General features: G+C 64.0%; 16 protein-coding genes and 1 pseudogene. 9 read left to right on the forward strand and 8 right to left on the reverse strand.

Going from position 1 to position 15,967, the window contains the following annotated elements; all coding sequences use genetic code 11:
• Positions 1-65 precede the first annotated feature (65 nt).
• Positions 66-974, forward strand: a complete 909-nt coding sequence (locus tag OG709_RS25110) for a DUF6801 domain-containing protein (protein ID WP_329167724.1) — start codon at positions 66-68, stop codon at positions 972-974.
• Positions 975-1,070: 96 nt separating this feature from the next.
• Here OG709_RS25110 and OG709_RS25115 read toward each other — a convergent pair whose 3' ends face one another.
• Positions 1,071-1,688, reverse strand: coding sequence for a hypothetical protein (locus OG709_RS25115; protein WP_266640741.1), 618 nt, complete (start codon positions 1,686-1,688; stop codon positions 1,071-1,073).
• A gap of 241 nt (positions 1,689-1,929) precedes the next feature.
• Here OG709_RS25115 and OG709_RS25120 point away from each other — a divergent pair, with 241 nt between their 5' ends.
• Positions 1,930-2,469 (forward strand): hypothetical protein, encoded by a 540-nt coding sequence (locus tag OG709_RS25120; RefSeq protein ID WP_326694008.1) that lies wholly within the window; start codon positions 1,930-1,932, stop codon positions 2,467-2,469.
• A gap of 374 nt (positions 2,470-2,843) precedes the next feature.
• Here OG709_RS25120 and OG709_RS25125 read toward each other — a convergent pair whose 3' ends face one another.
• Together OG709_RS25125 and OG709_RS25130 are read right to left on the reverse strand one after the other, a co-directional pair.
• Complete coding sequence (locus OG709_RS25125) at positions 2,844-3,050, reverse strand: DUF397 domain-containing protein (protein WP_329167725.1); 207 nt, start codon at positions 3,048-3,050, stop codon at positions 2,844-2,846.
• Positions 3,047-3,931, reverse strand: coding sequence for a helix-turn-helix domain-containing protein (locus OG709_RS25130; protein ID WP_329167726.1), 885 nt, complete (start codon positions 3,929-3,931; stop codon positions 3,047-3,049). Before OG709_RS25130 ends, OG709_RS25125 begins: the two co-directional genes overlap by 4 nt.
• Before the next feature lie 200 nt (positions 3,932-4,131).
• Here OG709_RS25130 and OG709_RS25135 point away from each other — a divergent pair, with 200 nt between their 5' ends.
• Genes OG709_RS25135 through OG709_RS25145 form a run of 3 tightly spaced genes read left to right on the forward strand, consistent with a single transcriptional unit; the run spans position 4,132 to position 5,212 of the window.
• The gene (locus OG709_RS25135; protein WP_329167727.1) at positions 4,132-4,587 is read left to right on the forward strand and encodes an ATP-binding protein; all 456 of its coding nucleotides are present in this window, start codon (positions 4,132-4,134) and stop codon (positions 4,585-4,587) included.
• Complete coding sequence (locus OG709_RS25140) at positions 4,584-4,838, forward strand: type II toxin-antitoxin system Phd/YefM family antitoxin (protein WP_326694004.1); 255 nt, start codon at positions 4,584-4,586, stop codon at positions 4,836-4,838. Before OG709_RS25135 ends, OG709_RS25140 begins: the two co-directional genes overlap by 4 nt.
• Positions 4,838-5,212 carry a type II toxin-antitoxin system VapC family toxin gene (locus OG709_RS25145; RefSeq protein WP_326694003.1) on the forward strand — a complete coding sequence of 125 codons (375 nt, stop codon included), beginning with the start codon at positions 4,838-4,840 and terminating at the stop codon, positions 5,210-5,212. The genes OG709_RS25140 and OG709_RS25145 overlap by 1 nt, the downstream gene beginning before the upstream one ends.
• Positions 5,213-5,302: 90 nt before the next feature.
• Here OG709_RS25145 and OG709_RS25150 read toward each other — a convergent pair whose 3' ends face one another.
• From OG709_RS25150 to OG709_RS25165, 4 genes are all read right to left on the reverse strand, one after another.
• On the reverse strand, positions 5,303-5,581 hold the full coding sequence (locus OG709_RS25150) for a glutaredoxin domain-containing protein (protein ID WP_326694002.1): 279 nt from the start codon (positions 5,579-5,581) through the stop codon (positions 5,303-5,305).
• Positions 5,582-6,319: 738 nt separating this feature from the next.
• Positions 6,320-6,763 carry a group II intron maturase-specific domain-containing protein gene (locus OG709_RS25155; RefSeq protein WP_326694001.1) on the reverse strand — a complete coding sequence of 148 codons (444 nt, stop codon included), beginning with the start codon at positions 6,761-6,763 and terminating at the stop codon, positions 6,320-6,322.
• An 18-nt stretch (positions 6,764-6,781) separates the two neighbouring features.
• On the reverse strand, positions 6,782-8,413 hold the full coding sequence (locus OG709_RS25160; RefSeq protein ID WP_401273646.1) for an ISL3 family transposase: 1,632 nt from the start codon (positions 8,411-8,413) through the stop codon (positions 6,782-6,784).
• A 652-nt stretch (positions 8,414-9,065) separates the two neighbouring features.
• Positions 9,066-9,398: a hypothetical protein gene (locus tag OG709_RS25165; RefSeq protein ID WP_326694000.1), complete on the reverse strand. Its 333-nt coding sequence runs from the start codon at positions 9,396-9,398 to the stop codon at positions 9,066-9,068.
• Positions 9,399-10,140: 742 nt separating this feature from the next.
• Between OG709_RS25165 and OG709_RS25170 the strand changes: the two genes are divergently transcribed.
• The 4 genes and pseudogenes from OG709_RS25170 to OG709_RS25185 form a co-directional block, all read left to right on the forward strand.
• Positions 10,141-10,584, forward strand: a complete 444-nt coding sequence (locus OG709_RS25170) for a hypothetical protein (protein WP_326693999.1) — start codon at positions 10,141-10,143, stop codon at positions 10,582-10,584.
• 840 nt (positions 10,585-11,424) lie between these two features.
• Entirely contained in the window at positions 11,425-11,931 is a 507-nt protein-coding gene (locus OG709_RS25175; RefSeq protein WP_326693998.1) for a hypothetical protein, read from the forward strand.
• 574 nt (positions 11,932-12,505) lie between these two features.
• Complete coding sequence (locus tag OG709_RS25180) at positions 12,506-13,246, forward strand: ATP-binding cassette domain-containing protein (protein ID WP_326693997.1); 741 nt, start codon at positions 12,506-12,508, stop codon at positions 13,244-13,246.
• A 199-nt stretch (positions 13,247-13,445) separates the two neighbouring features.
• Positions 13,446-14,238: pseudogene (locus OG709_RS25185) on the forward strand (IS630 family transposase); the annotation flags it as partial.
• Between the two features lie 253 nt (positions 14,239-14,491).
• Here the strand turns inward: OG709_RS25185 and OG709_RS25195 are convergent.
• Positions 14,492-15,595, reverse strand: a complete 1,104-nt coding sequence (locus OG709_RS25195) for a serine hydrolase domain-containing protein (RefSeq protein WP_329169197.1) — start codon at positions 15,593-15,595, stop codon at positions 14,492-14,494.
• Positions 15,596-15,967: the final 372 nt, after the last annotated feature.

Genomic DNA, 15,967 nt, shown 5'->3' on the forward strand with positions numbered 1-15,967 from the left:
CTGATCAATTGATTGGGGGACAGTTCATGAATCACAGGCGTCACACGGCAAGGTCAAAAGCGAGGATGGTGCTCGGGGTAGCGACGGCGGCGGGATTCGTTGCCGGGATCGTGGGAGTATCCGGAGCCGGAACCGCTTTCGCGCACCCGGTCTCACTCACACTGGACTACACATGTTCGGTTGGTCGGCTCCACCAGCCCGTTCCGATGAAGATCCACTCGGATATCCCGGATTCGGTCGCGGTCGGCAAGCCCAGCCCGGTATTCACCCTCGACGCGACGACGACGGTGACCAAGGAGGAGACACGCCTGATCCACTTCGCCATCGGGGACCTGAAGTCCATTGAGGGCACGGTGGACGCGAAGACGGAACTGCACTCGCCGGACGGCGACTTCAAGGTCCCCGTGCACTTCGGCATCAACAAGGTCTCCCTTCCCGAATCCAACCGGGCCTTTGCCATCACGGCGAAGGGCACCAGCCCCTCCCGCACGTTCCACAAGCCGGGCAAGGTGAAGATCTCCGTCGGTGACCTCACCATGAAACTCGTCGGGCGGAAGGCGAACGGCGAACCCCTGGGCCCGGTCGAAGCGACGTGCAAACTCGATGCCCACCAGCAGTCCGTCGTGGCGTCGTTCCTGATTACGGGTATGGGGACGGGGTCCGGGTCGGGGACGGGGTCCGGGTCGGGTACGGGAACCGGGTCGGGAACGGGAACCGGGAAGGCGCCCGGTTCGCCCACCCCCGGCACTTCGGGCGCGGGTGCCGCAACCGGCTCGTCCTCCACCGGCTCGTCCTCCACCGGGACATCAGCTCTACCGACGTCCGACAACGGCACGGTAGGGGGCACCACCGCGAACACCGGCCAGGACACCAAGAACGTGATGCTGCTGGCCGCGGGCGTCCTTGCCGCAGGTGGAGGCCTCTTTCTCCTCGGCTCGCGGCTGAAGCGCCGCCGCACTGGTGATGACGGCTGAGGTGTGCGGGTCGCGGGTGGAGCCGGGTCACTCGGTCTCTCACGCGATCTGCCGCTGCGCTGCTGCGGAGCGCGGGGCTGAAGGACATCGAACTGCTCACGGCCACACCCCCGGGGCCTCGGTCGAGGAGGTGTGAGCCGGGGCGGTAGACGGCTCAGTCCTTGTGGCCGACAACTCGCTTCCCAGCGCCCGCCGGGCCGCGGTAACGAACTCCGTGCTGCTGGCGACCCGGGCACGGAGCGCCCCTGAGCGAGCTGAAGGTTCGAGTTCGGCGGCGTTGTCGGCCGCGTCCGGGCTGCCGTTCACGATGCGCGCGTGCAGCCGGAACTCGTCACCTATGCTGCGGAGGACTTCAGCTCCCCGCTCCGCGACATCGTCCGGCCCCACCAGCTGAACCCGGATGTACGCCTCGTCCAGCGCCCTGCGCGCAGCGAATCCCGCTTCCCAGCGGCGCAGCTCCGTGAACGGCAGTGCGAACCATCCGTTGTCCAGGACACGGTAGGCCGCATCAGCCTGGGACAAGAATTTCTCGTACACGTCACGGCGCATCTCCCGATGGTCGACCGCTCGCCGCTCGGCCCGTTCCTCACGGGCCAGGGCACTCTGGTGTCGTAACTGTCTGCCGGCCACCCATGCCGAGGCGACACCTGCCAGCCCCGCAGCGCTCAGCGTGGACAGGGACGTGATCAGGGCAACCGCGACTGTGTCATTCACGGCGCTCATTTTTCCTTGTCGGCGGACTCCGCATCAGGGGTCGCGCCCTGGCATGTGTGCGCTGCCCGGTTGCCGTGGAAGGCACTGGGTGGTTTCCGCGCTCTGTGATCGAGGTCCGTGATGAGTTTGACCACGCGCTTCCTCAGCTGCTGCCGTCACTTGATCGCCGCGTCGACACCAGGTGCGGTCTCGACACGACCAGGCGGCGGGACAGGAGTCCCTTGGGAGTGATCATTGTGTGATGGACCAAGACTTGTGGGCGGTGCTTCCGGATGTGGAGCGCAATCAGTGGGAATACGTACCGGGGCAGGCGCTTGGGCCGCTGCGCTTTGGGATGAGCTGGAAGGATTGCGCCGAGGCCATGGCCGGGCACGGCTTCGCCGACGTATCGGAGGTGTCTGAAGCGGGCTGGTGCGTCGCCGTGTTCTGTGGGCCGGAGCCGTTGCAGGCGGCAGTCAAATGCTACTTCGACCGGGGCGGGGTCCTGGGGTACGTACTCGTCGATGGGCGCACAGGCCCACAGGTCACCTGCGAAGGGATCCGTTTGATCGGCCGTGTGCCGTCCGAACTTGGCCAGGAGATGGAGGCACACGCCGCCAAGTACGGCATAGGCATCAGATTCAGCTACGGCGGAGACGTCTGCTGCGACGGCTTCGAGATGGAACCAGGCACACAGCGTGCTGGTGACACCGTCGTGACGTGGGCCCTGTTTTTCAGCGCAGGGGATGACCACAGCAACGCCCGGGACGGCGCTCCGGCAGGGATCTGGCGCCACTGGTAGGCCGACGGCCGACCGGAGGCTGATGGGGCGGCATTACCTCAGCGCACCCTTCCTCCACCGGCCAATGGTCGGGACTGCATATCTGGTGACTCGCTACCAGGTGATCACTTCCGTCCGTGGCCTAGGTGTTCGGGCCCACGCCGCTGGAGTCGAAGCGGGAAATGCTCCTGGAACTCGGCGAGTTGGAGTGGGGAGTGCCTGGAGCTCCGGGATGCGCGGAGCCGCTTCGTCGAACGCGCTCGGACCAGTCTCGGCGTGCCAGGGGCCGTTGCGCGAGATGTTGTCTGGCCGGTCGCGTGGCGCCCTGCGGCCCGGCCGTCGTCTCCACGGTGACGGGGGGACCAGGGCTGGGGCCGCATCCGGCGGCAGTCGGCTCAGGAAGACTGACTGTGGATGAAGCTGCGCCAGGCGTCGTGGCTGAAGGTGAGTACGGGACCGGTGGGGCGCTTGCTGTCGCGGACCGGGACGAGGTGGGGGAGGTTGTGGCCCACCTCGACGCACTCGTTGTTGCCGCCGCTGTACGTGCTGGTGCGCCACCTCGTGCCCGAGAGGTCTGACGTACGGCGGTGTGCGCTTTTCATGCCCTGTGCTCCTTGGTCCGACGATGAATGACGGCGCGGGACTCGGTCGGTGAGAGCGCAGACGTGCGAGCGGCATCGAACAGCTCCTGATACCGCGAGACGTCCGCCGCCCGCTCCAGCCACATGGAGCCGGACGGGTTGTCCGCCAGTACCACGTCAAGGGCCCCTTCCTCGGGAAATCCCAGTACTACGTATGGGCCGAACATACTCGCATGGGCTCCACGGGAGAACGGCAGCACCTGAACGGTCACGTTGGGCTGCTCGGAGCTGGCCAACACGTGCTGCAACTGCGCGTTCATGACTGCTGCGCCGCCAACTTGCTGGAGGAGGACTGCCTCGGAAAGCACAGCCCACAGATGCAACGGCGTTTCGTCAGCGAGGCGTTCCTGACGCGCGAGCCGCACATGGACGAACTTGTCGATCTCGTCGGCCGTTTCCCACTGCCGAGAGGCCACGGTGACGGCGCGAATGTACTCGGGCGTCTGTAGCAGCCCGGGGATGAGTTGAGCCTGAAAGGTGCGGATCGAACCCGCCATTGCCTCCAGTGCGATGTAGTCCCGGTAGGTGTCGGCGAGAACCGAACCGTACTGGTTCCACCAACCCTCCCGGCGCCTGCGGTTGGCCTTGCGAGCCAGTGCACTCAGGCGAATGCGAATCTCCTGGTCGGAAACCTCGTACGCGTGCAGCATCGCCGTCAGGTCGGGCAGCCGCAGTGCGACACGGCCGTTCTCGATACGGCTGATCTTGCCCTTGGTGCAGTCGAGGGCGTCGGCGGCCTGCGTAGTGGTGAGCCCTGCTGCCTCGCGCAACCTCCGCAACTCGTCGCCGAGTTGACGGCCGAGGACGGTAGAGGGATTCGTCGTGGTGGTCTTCGCATACATGTGAACACCTCTATCAAAGAGGCTGCTCCACTGCGGCAGGATTTCTCGAAAGAGTGAAAAAGGGCGCTGCGCCCATCAGCAACGTTGCATTTTCGATTTGTGCTCACCCATCCTGCTGGTGATGGCGAAGGCCTCCGGCGGTGCGAACTCTCCGCACCGCAAAGGGAGTCCGGACGAATGCCAAATCCATGGGAGCAGTGGTGAGTGAACTGTGCGAAGTGAAGTTCAGGCTGGTGCGTTGCCGCGAGAGCGTGCCTCGGGCGAGAGCCCTGCTCCGTGCGGCACTCGGCGAGTGGCGAGCCGCCCGAGCCCCTGTGTCGGACGGCGAGTTGGTGCTGTCCGAGCTGGTGACCAACGCCCTGCGCGTCCCCGCGCCCGGTGACCGGATGGTCGGCGTACGCATCGCATGCCGGGGGAGTGGCGAGCTTCTGCGGCTGGAGGTCAGCGACGCGGGAGCCGGGCGGCCGGAGGTGCGGCAGGCCGGTGAGCTGGACAAGGGCGGGCGGGGGCTGCTGCTCGTCGAGAGCCTGGCGCATCGGTGGGGCGTGGACGAGCGCCCGGCCGGGATCGGGAAGACCGTATGGGCGGAGCTGCTGGCGGTCGGTGCCGACCCCGCTTCCGTAGGCGTGGAGATCGCGGCGGTGACCCCGTCGTGAAGGCGCTGTGGAAGAGGTTCCGCCGACGCCACTCGCGCCGTACCCGGCCGTACTTCGCGGGCGTCCTCTATCGGATCGTCGGCGGCGAACTGGTGCTGATCAGCGAGGGAGGCAAGCCGGTGGTGCGGACGCTGCCGCCGGGGCCGAAGGTGCGGCGGGCGGGGCGTGGCTCGCTGCGGGGGCGTATTCGTATGTCCGCGGATTTCGACGAGCCGGCGGCCTCGGTGATCGCCGCGCTCGGGATGCGCTGATGCGCCTGTTGCTCGACACGCGGGTGGTGCTGTGGTGGCTGGGCGACTCGCCCGAACTGTCCGGCGGCGTGAAGGAGTTGCTGGACTACGAGCCCGGTGTGTATGTGAGTGCCGCGTCGCTGTGGGAGATCACCGTCAAGCAGTTGCTCGGCAGTCTGGTGGGCCCCGTGGACCTGGTCGAGCAGGTGTGCGCCCTCGCGTTCGGGAGCCTGCCCCTCACCGCTGAGCACGGGGTACGGGCGGGGCGGCTGCCCTTGGTGCACACCGATCCCTTCGACCGGATACTGATCGCTCAGGCGCAGGCCGAAGAGATGGTGCTGGTCACCCGCAGCCGCCGGATTCCGCAGTACGACGTGCAGGTCATGCGGGTCTGACCCGCCCGCCGCGCACCGAGACAGCGCGCGACAGGGGCAGGAGCGCGCCGGGTTGCCTCCCTGCCGGAGTGGAATCGCCATGGAGCCCGGTCAGTTGGGCTTGGTCAACAGGTGCGGCGCGTGGGTTCTGACCGCCTCCATCAACTCCTTCTTCGACGGGTTCACCATCGCGTGTCCGGCGACGGTGACGGTTGGCACCGTCTCGTTCCCGTCGGCGACCGAGCGGACGAAGGCAGCAGCTTCAGGGGCCTTCCAGATGTTCACAGTGGTGTATTCGAGGCGGGTGAAACGCAGGCGCAGAAGCAATTTCATGCAGAACGTGCACATGGGCCGCCAGTAGACGACCACACCACCGTGTTCTCCGGTCACAGGAGCTCCCTCGTACTTGTCCATGTGGTGCGGTCGTTGAGGAGGAGACCATAGGGCGTGTTCCGCGTGAGGCCGGGGCCGTCGGTGGGCGCCGCCTCGGGTGTGGGGGCGTATGTCGTGTCCGCGGACGGCCCGGAGCGGTTCAGCGCCTTCTTGCAGGGCGGTGGCGCGGATGGTCGCCACGACCCGGTCGGCCCGGCTGGTGAGCCAGCCACCTCGCGTAGTTGGGCTTCTCGACGGCGAGGGCCTTGACCGAGCGGCCATTCCGCTGTAGCCGCTCTCCATGCGGACTATCTCCGACAGGGGGATCTCTTGGGTCACGCCGAAATTTTTCACCACCACGCAGTCGTTGGCCAGTTGGAGAGAGGTCGCGAAGCAGTACAGCAGTCCGGCGACTCCGCCTGCGGCGCAGAGGATGACTGACCACACGTATTCCAGCCGCGGCCCGTCCGAGAAGAACTGGAAAGCCGAACCAGCAGAGAAGGCGAGGAATGCGAGAGAGGCCACTACGCCTATGACGCGGAGGGGGAGGATCACCCTCCAGGTGATCACGTCGGTACTGGCATTCTGCGCTGTGCCGAGGCTCTCCTGGTCATGCCGCAACTTGTTTGACCGGGGGGGCCTGTTGAGTCGGCACGGAGCGCGGTGCCGGTGTTGCCACCGGTCCGTTTCTCCGTGCCGCTCGCCGAACCCGGCGTACCCGTCTCCGAGTACCGGGCTCTCCACGGACTCTGCCGCTCAGGCGTGGTTGAGGCGTGTCCAGGGGGTGGGGATCGTGTTGCCTCTGTAGCGGTAGCGGGTGACCGCCACCGCCTGGAGGTCGAACAGTTCGATCCCGTCTGCCGAGGGCCTTTGCCACCGTCCGTTGTGGTCGGTGAGGCGTCGGCGGACGTCCTTCCACTTCCAGCGATGGAGTGCCATCCACCAGCTGATCACCCGGCGCCAAGTGAAGTTGGCCAGGGAGCTCAGGGTGGCTTTGCAGACCGCGTGCTTGAAGTAGTTGGCCCAGCCGCGCATGATCTGGTTGAGCCTGATCAGCACGTCCCTGGGGTTCTGCTGCGACGTTCTGTTCGTCAGGGCACGGATCTTGTCCTTCAGCTGCCGGATGGGCCGGTCAGCGATGAAGGTGTAGACGTGCCACTTGTCCGTTTGTCGGCGTACTCGCGTATGTGGCTCTGGCAAGATTTTCGTAGCCGGAGATCATCTTGGTGCGGCGGTCGGCCGGTCCGCGTAGTGGCGGCGGAGGTGGGCAATCAGGACGACGCGGTGGCGGAGTAGCGAGACGCCGGCGCGTCCGGCCATCAGGCGTTTCTGCAGCTTGACGTCGGTGATGCGCCCTTCATTGACTCCGGAGTTGTAAGGGGTGGTGATCCCCTGGGCGACGGCATGCCGGTCTTCTCGCAGGGCTCCGGCGAGGCCAACGAGAGGGGCCAGTCCGCTGTTTGCGAGGTCGTTCAGCCAGCCTGGGAGGGGTGTCGCGTCATGGTTGTCGAGCATGCTGGCGAATCGGCGGACCAGGTCGTGGGTGTGCCTGAGTTCGGGACAGTGGTGGAGGAGCTGGGGCAGGCGGTCGTTGATGTGTGGGCTGCGGCGGCCCGGATGGATGGTGATCCAGCGGGCGGCTTCGCGCGGGGAGGGCGGTCGCTCGCGTGGCTCGTCCAGCGGCAGACCCCGTCGTAGGGGTGCGACGGCCATTTTCACACGCTGGTAGTGGCCGAGGTAGCCCTTGGTCCGGAGTTCCTCGTGCAGGATCTTCGCGCTGTGCTGTCCCTCGTCCCAGCGTTGTTGCAGGTAGTTGAGGTAGGGGTCCAGGGTGGAGGGCTTGCGGGGCGGGCGGCGCATCACTTCCTGCCAAGTGCGGGCCCGGGCGTACTTGCGTACTGTGCGGCGGTCCAGGCCGAGCTCCCGGGCCACGGAGCTGTGGCTCCGGCCGGTACGGGTCAGAGCATGCACGGCCTCGAACAGCTTGCGTGCATGGCGCCCGGCCCGGGTGTCCGCCGCGGTGTTCCCAGCGGGTTCCTCGACCGGTGCGGGACCGGTCTTCCTGTCCGGGGGCAGTGCTGCGGCCAGGCAGCCGCGGTGGACGGAGGCGATGTCCTGAACGCGGCGGGAGAGGCCCTGCCAGAGGTGAAAGCGGTCGCTGACCTGCACAGCGTCGGGTGCGCCGGCCGTGATGCCCCTCCGGTAGGTGAGGGATCCGTCGCGACAGACGACCTTGACACCTGGGTGTTCGCGAAGCCAATGGCTGAGCTGTTCCGCGTCGCGTCCTTCCCAGAGGGTGAGCGGGAGCCGGGTGGTGGCGTCGACGACGAGGGTGCCGTAGGTGCCGCCGTAGAGCGCGAAGTCGTCCACCCCCAGCACCCGGGGTGTGACCAGTGGCGGCAACGGCACCCGCATCAGCTGGGCGAGCACGGTGCACCGAGAGAGTCTGACGTTCAGGACCCGCAGCATCCGGGCCCCGCCCCGGCCTGCCAGCACAACACCGACCGACTCGACCATGTGCTGCAGCAGCGGTGTTCGCCGCTGGTAGCGGACGGTCAACCCCGGCACCTGCTCGGCGAAGGGCACCTTCGGACAGGACGGGTTCTCGCAGTACAGACGGCGCACGGACAAGTCGATCCGGACCGGCCGGCCGCCGAGCGCCGCATCGGCGAGGTGCCGGACATAGCGACTGTGGATCCAGTCGCTCAGGACCCCGCACCCGCTGCATCCCGTCGAAACACGGGATCGGGTACGAGCCTCGATCACCACGACAGGACCGGAAGTATCAGCCGAGAACACCAGCAGCCCGGCCAAGTGCGGTAACAGCTCTGACAGTTCAACAGAACACACTCAAAGGCTGCCCACAAACCAGACGACTACCCGCATCGGAACGATCTCCGGCTACGAAAATCTTGCCAGAGCCACGTAACTGTGTACGCCGACACCGACGTCCAAACCGAGGAACACGCCCACGTCTTCGATCTCGAACATCGTGCCCTTTCCCAGGTGTTGACGGTGCTGGCCTCGGCTCGGGTGTCGTGCTCGCGCATCCACGTTATGCAGACCTGCCGCCCGCGAACTGTTCGGCATTGCGCCGGACCGGACGGTGGCCGGACCTCTGATCAGCGTCTCCGACGAACACCCCCGGGCCCGGTGACACCACCCCCCAGGTCATTCCTTCGACAGGGGGACACAGTCATGCCGAGCCCGGAGGCCAGCGGCCCTCTTGCAGGACCGCAAAGAACATAACGGGGGTTGGTGGCGTATTTGGAAATCCATCAACTTCTCCGAGTTCCGTCTTGCGTCTCTCCGGCGGCCTTCGTGATCGGCTTTCTGGCCTGACCGCGAGCATGGTCTTATGTGGGCCGGCTCGGCGACAGCGTCCTGATCTGGGCTTGCGTCCTGCTCTCCAACCGGATCCACGACGTCTCCACCGGGCGTGACGTTCGGTTCCGGGGCTGTGCCCAGCTGGCAGTGAGCGCGCCACGGTGGCGCCCCCGGATCAGCTCTTCGGGCATCGATGGCTGCTCAAAACCAGTTCCCCCAACTGAACGTGGCGATATAGGCCCGCTTCCATTCCGATCGGCCCCCCATCCCCCAAGTGGATCACCCATCGCGCCAGCAAAAGCCACACCACGAAGAATCCGAGCACTGCCGCGGCCACCAGCAGCTGTCGGCAGAAAACCAGCACGCCGACAGTGGCCAGCACCAGGAAGATGCCGACGTCAGCGGCTGGCCGGTCGGAACGGAGAGCAGCTCGGACACGAGTGCGGTCTGCCGCGAGATCGGACGCGTAGGAAGTGGCTGCTTCCTCATGATCATTTGATTGAGGCATTTCCCTTTTCCCCCTATCTCTGGATGGCAGGTGTGAATTGTATCGCTGCCTGATCGGCTGGTGACTTCCGGTTCCTGTTCCGGTCTGGCCTCGTCGCGCGGCGCTACGAACAGGCCTGACAGGCCCGGGAAATGGGTGCCGTGCCTCTTGCTCCCCCTGTGCTTTTGTGGTCCGGGGAATACGGGGAGGCATACCGCCTACGCAATGCCCCGCGATTCAGCGGCGCCCCCTGCACCAGGTGAAAGGAACACCAGGTCCATGTACATACGAAGAACCATGAGACTTCTGACGGCCGCACTGGCCTGTCTGTCCGCCTCCGCCATCGCCCTCCCCGCGGCGACGGCGGCGACGGCCGCCCCGGTGTCCCACCCGCATCCGGGACCAAGGCCTTCGCCGCGGCCCCGTTTCAGCGGGGTTCTTGTAGACAGCACCACCGACATCAGAAAGTCCGATTTATGGCGACTAGACACCTCGAATATCGGTTGAAACGCCGTTCCCAAAGTTATCACTTGCACATAGATGGCACTAGGCATGTCAAAATATGCAAAACTGGCATAAGATTCATCGCTGTTTACATTAGGTTTGCCAAGTCTTCACGTGCGGTGCTATTTTCCTCTAGCTAGAAGTGAATGACTGATGAATTCGCGCAGTGTTCGAAACAGCCCCGGGGGGGGATGTGTTCACCAGGGCATTCTCCTTTCCCGTTTCGGAAAAAATCGTATCACCGAATAGGGAAGTGCACATGAAATCTAAGACAACCATCAGAGCTGCTGCAATTGCAGGAGTGGCGTCATCGGCAATGCTCATCATGGCGCCGAGTGCCTACGCAAATTTTTCCGGGAATATCGAAGCCGGCAGGGCAGGCCAGGAGTCCTATACCTGGAGTGATGAGCTCTACTCGCAGGTGACATTTCATGGTTGCACGGGCCCGGGGGGCGGGAAGAATAGCACTAACATACAAATGTGGCAAGTTGTAACCCTTCAGCCCGATGACTCGTATGACGACAAGAAATTCACTGCATGCTTCAACCCGGGCGGGGTTAGCAACGGAGAGTGGACTGATTTGCCGTCCGGAAAGCGAACAACTTACTTCAAAATCCACAAAATCGGCGGATCGATTGATCCATTCACCTTTCAGCTGTGGGTAGACAAATACGTCGTCGATACCACCAAGATCGACGGGTAGGCATCTAAAATCCACCCTGGGAAGGACCAATTTAGGTCCCTCCCAGGGTTTTCTGTACGCTCGCTCCTGACAGGGGGAACTTTAATGAGATTCAGAACAAATCTTCGCGCAAGTAGTATTCCATGGGCTGCACCTTTTGTTCTCTTGCTGACGCTTTTCTACTACATTGTGGGTGAGGCCATACCACTGGATAGTTACTATGGGTACGCTCCGGTAATCATCGCAACACCACTGATGACACTCTACGCACTATCCTATGCAATCGCTGCCGCTTTGTCGGCCTGGGAAAGCGGACGGCTTAGACGTAACGGTGTATGGGATCTCGCGCCAGGGCGTTCGCGATTCCAAATAGCCGTCAACGCGACCCTTCCCGTGCTTATTCTCTCGTGGCTTACCGTACTCCTGCCGGCATGCATCTCTCTCGTTCGAACCACGACTTTTCCCACTCTTGATAGTCTCCGCCTTCCCATAATGGCGTTGATAATCTGTACGGCTTACACCGTCATAGGGTTCGGTATCGGTACTTGGGTTCCTCGTGTTTTTGCAACGCCACTATTGGTGGTCGCCGTATGGGTGCCCGTCGCCTTCTCTCGAGCAGTCCAGCCGTACTGGATACGCCATGTTTCTGGGCAGTACGCACTGTTGGGGTTCGGTGAAGTGCCGAGTATCCTCTCGCTCATTCCACCGATCTTGCTTGCTGGGGGGCTCGCGACGGGAGTAGCCGTGCTGTGGCTGCCACTTAGATCGCGGGCGACTCGTGTCACATTGGCCTGTGTTATCGCCTGCGCTGGGCCTTTCAGTGGCTACGAGATCGCCCGGGGCTGGCCACATACACCCCCGTTGGTCGTCGGCAAGGCCCCGATGAAATGCCAAGGAAGTGATCCAAAAGTCTGTATTCCGCAAGCCATTTCGGGAAATCTGGCCGCCGTGCAAAAGGATTCCGTATCTGTCCTTTCCGGCCTCCAGGCTAAAGGTGTATCCGTTAAACCTTCTATAATCACTGACCAATTCGTAAATGGCCGATCGCCCAAGCCGTCAACTTCGCAGATCTGGCGCATAGATTTGACACATGCCGTGGAGCAGGGAAACGTGCGTTGGCAAGTGATGCTTGCCAGTGTTGATTTCCCGTGCGCAAAAGTCGATCAAGTCACCCAGTATGCCGTGCTGGGGTGGGCTGCTTCAGTCACAAACCAGAGACAGGATTTCGACAAGCGAGTACCACGAGACGATCAAGCTGCCAATCGAGCAAAAGAGATAGTGCGTGACATTTTGTCAAAGCCTACAAAACGGCAAGGTGAATGGTTTCAGGACAGCCTAATTAGTGGATGTCGGCGGGGAAGTGTCTGATGTGGTGGATTAAGACTCGTCGGGTACATAGCATCTTGCTATTGACCCTAGCTTCTTTTGTCATTCTGGTAATCCTCGTGCAAAATAGTACCGTCACTCTGCCGTCTATCACTGGTGGCAGTCGAGTGGCTCTATCTCTTTTCGTCCCGGTTCCACTGGTTGTCGGGCTGATGGCGTGTCTCGAATCTCGGCTTTACGCTCCAGAAATATCCGGAGTTCGATTGGTGTCACTATTGGACCTTGCGCTCTCTGTGGCGACAGTGACTTCAGCTGTCGCATTAAGTGTGACAGCTGACTGGCTCATGGAACTTCCCCAGGCCGGAACTGCTGGTCGCAATACGGCATTACTTGCTGGCCTTATGCTTTGCGGACGGCCGCTCATGCGAGATGCTGCAGTGATGATCCCTGTGGGGTGGCTCATAATCGTAGTCTTCTTTGGTTTTCGTGATTCGAGAGATCCCTATTCATGGGCGATTGTCCTCGAGCCCGCGGATTCCCTTCATGCAATTATCGCCGCAATGCTCACATTTGCCGCTGGGATATTCGTCCAGCTTCGTAGTGCAAGGAAAATGCTATGACTCTGGAACTGGTCTCATGCACCTACGGCTACCGTTGGCGGAGAGCTCCCGTACTGAAAGACCTGAGCTATTCTCTTCCCTCAGGGCTGACAGTCCTGCTGGGGCCTAACGGTGCTGGTAAATCGACCATGCTCAAACTTGCGGCCTCTGTCGCCACTCCCCATTCCGGTACCGTACTCATGGACGGAATTGCCTCGAATGCCAAATCGTACCGCAGGGATGTCGCGTGGATGCCGCAAGATATCAGCCCAATGGCGACCCTGACGTCACGCGAATATGTCGCTTACGTCGGCTGGCTCAAAGGCATGAATAAGAGCGACGCTTGGGAGCGCGCGGAAATAGCTTTGAAGCGGGTAGATCTTTCCGGAGAAGCGGACGCGAGGACCAGCAGACTATCCGGGGGGCAGCTGCGCAGAATTGGCGTGGCAAGCGCTCTCGTGCACGATGCCCGTGTCCTACTTCTCGACGAACCCACCGCCGGCATGGACCCTCATCAGCGTCGCATCTTTCGCGACATCTTGAACAGCCTTACAGACAACGTGCAGGTTTTGCTCTCCACCCATGACGTTGCGGACCTCGCTGAGGAGGCTGCTCACGTCACTGTCCTTCACAGTGGACGCGTACTGCAGCACGGCACGGCGGAAGCATTCTTCTCCCACACACCACCCGGTACTGCACCAGGTCGCATGGCTGAAGGCGCCTACACGTCGTTGCTAACGCAACACAGTTTGACCTGATCGCACACGATGGATGTCAGCTGAGCCGCCTGGGAAACTGACGTCGGCGCCGCATCGGCAGTCACTTATCGGGAATCACAGGATGTAGGCGCGCACGGCAGGTGGCCGTAGCCGCCGTGCGCTGACCTTACTGAACTTGATTGGGTGATGTCGGGTCGTTCGCCTGACAGGGGCTGATTCGGGTCGGTAGCTGTGGGGTGTGAGATACGCGCAGGGCGGTGGTTTGACCGATGCCAAGAGGGCTGTAAGAGAGCGGATCGGGCTGGAAGCGGTCGGTCACTTCGAGAGCGGCGCGAAGAACCGGGAGATCGCGGCCGCGCTGCGGGTGAGTGAGCGGTCGGTGGAGTGATGGCGCCGTCAGTGGCGCGAGCAGGGCGAAGAGGGCGTTCGGTCGAAGGGATCGCCAGGGCGCCCGAGGCTTTCGGCAGATCAAACTGCCAAACTGGAGAGGGAGTTGGAGCGCGGCCCGCTCGCACATAGCTGGGCGGACCACCGGTGGACGCTGGCCCGGGTGAAGATTCTGATCGGACGGTTGTTCCACGTCAGCTACACCGTGGAGGGGACATGGCGACTGCTGAAGCGTCATGGCTGGTCGTGGCAGCAGCTGGCTCGCCGGGCGATCGAACGTGACGACGGAGCTGTGGAGTTGTGGAAGAAGGAGGTGTGGCCGCAGGTAAAAGCACGGCGGCGTCCCACGGTGCCTGGATCGTCTGCGAGGACGAGGCCAGCCAGTCGCTGAGGCCGCCACGCGCGAAGGCCTGGGGCCAAGTGGACCATACGCCGATCGTGCGCGTCCGGGGCCGGGGCTTGGGGCGGGTTCGATGGCGGGAATGGTCTGTTTCCCTCCCGGAAGCCGGTCGAGGCTGATCTACAGCTTCCGCGTCCACCCGGGCCGCAAGGGCGAACCCAAGGGGTTCGCCTGGCAGGACTACCGCGATTTGATCGTTCGGGTACACAACCAGCTGGGAGGCCTCATCTCCCTGGTCTGGGACCGTGCCGTGGAGCGGAACGTCGAGGTCGACCGCTCCCGTCACCGCATCCGCCATCAGGTCGAGCGGGTCGTCACGGCCGGAGACGTAGCGGTAGAGAGATGCCTGACCGGTGCCCAGGCTGAACTCCGGGCCGGTGTCCAGGGCCCGTCCCCGCGCCTCGCACGTGACGCCGACCATGTACAGAAGGCGCTGACGGCCCACGCGGGCGCCGTGCACAAGACCGGTGCCGGGAGGCCGCGCCCCGTTGTGCGGTTCAGCGGCACAGGGCCGTGTCCACGACGCTCTCGACCCGCTTCATGACTGCCTCGTCGGTCGGTTGGATGGTCACCGCGACGTTGGCGGCGCGGCCGTCGCCGGTGACGCCGCCCCGGGTCTCGTATCCAGTGGTGCTACCGCCGTGGCCCCAGTAGACACCGCCGCATGACAGTGGCGTGCTCACGAGCCCCAGCCCGTAGCGGGCGCCGGAGGCAAAGGGGTATCCGGCGGGGACGGTGGTACGCATCTGGGCGAGCTGGGCCGCCGGGAGGAGACGGCCGGCCAGGAGTGCGGTGAAGAACCGGTTGAGGTCGGAGTTGGTGGAGATCAGCTGGCCGGCCGCCCAGGCCCAGGAGGGGTCCATTTCGGTGCCGTCGAGCAGTGGCGCGCCTGCTGAATCCTGGTAGTAGCCCTTGGGATGGGGCTCTCGGATGGTCGCGTCACCGGGGGCCGGGAAGTAGGTGTGGCGCAGCCCGATGCGCTTGATGACGCGCTGGTCCATCTCATCGGCGAGGGGGTGGCCGGTGACCTTCTGGATGATCAGGCCGGCCAGCACGTAGTTCGTGTTGCTGTACTCCCATTTCGCCCCGGGGGCGAAGTCGGCCTTGTGCTGGAGGGCGATGTCGAGGAGCTCGCGGGGTTCGAAGTAACGGACCTCCTCCCCGAGGTAGTTGGAGTAGTTGGGAAGTCCGCTGGTCTGCTGCAGGAGCTGGCGGACGGTGATGTGGCGTCCGTCGATCTCCTCCCCGCGTACGACGCCGGGCAGATAGGTGTCGACCGGGGCGTCGAGGCGGATCTTCCCTTCACCGACCAGTTGGAGCACGACCACCGAGGTGAACGTCTTGGTGTTGCTGCCGATCCGCACCTGACCGTCCCTGGGCACCTTCGCGCCGGTGGCCAGGTCGCCGGCCCCTGCGGTGTAGGTACGGGTTCGGCCGTCGCGGTCCTTGACACTGGCCAGCGCGGCCGGCAGGTCATCGGAGTGCACCAGCGCGTTCAGGCCCACCTGGACGCTGTCCGGCCGGGCCGCGGCAACCGCCGCGGGTGGCGCCAGGGCGGCCATCGTCATGGCGCCGACGGCCACCGCCACCGCGGCTGACACAGCTCCGAGCCGACCGCCCCGCCCCTTGGGAGAACGGGACTTCTGCCATGTCTGCTCATGCACGAATGAACTCCGGTGGAATCGTTGGGACATCAGCGGTATGCGCCGGGCCCAAGCATGTCCGGATACGGCTACCCGGGACGATCCTGCTACCGCCCAGCTCCAGGTAGGGCTAGCCCCCGGTGCGGCCGGTCGGAGCGAGGGTTGCCGGGATACGGGGTTGCCGGGGTACGGGGATGCCGGGATAGGGAAACCCCTCTCCATTCGCCCAGTGCCTGCCGGCCGTGCCCGTCCGTTCCCCATGCTCTGCGTCGACGCCGCTCCACCCACGAGCGGCGTCGACCGCACGACCGCACGTGCCCGCTCCTCCCT

It is taken from the genome of Streptomyces sp. NBC_01267 (assembly GCF_036241575.1).
In the GTDB taxonomy this organism is placed as follows: Bacteria; Actinomycetota; Actinomycetes; order Streptomycetales; family Streptomycetaceae; genus Streptomyces.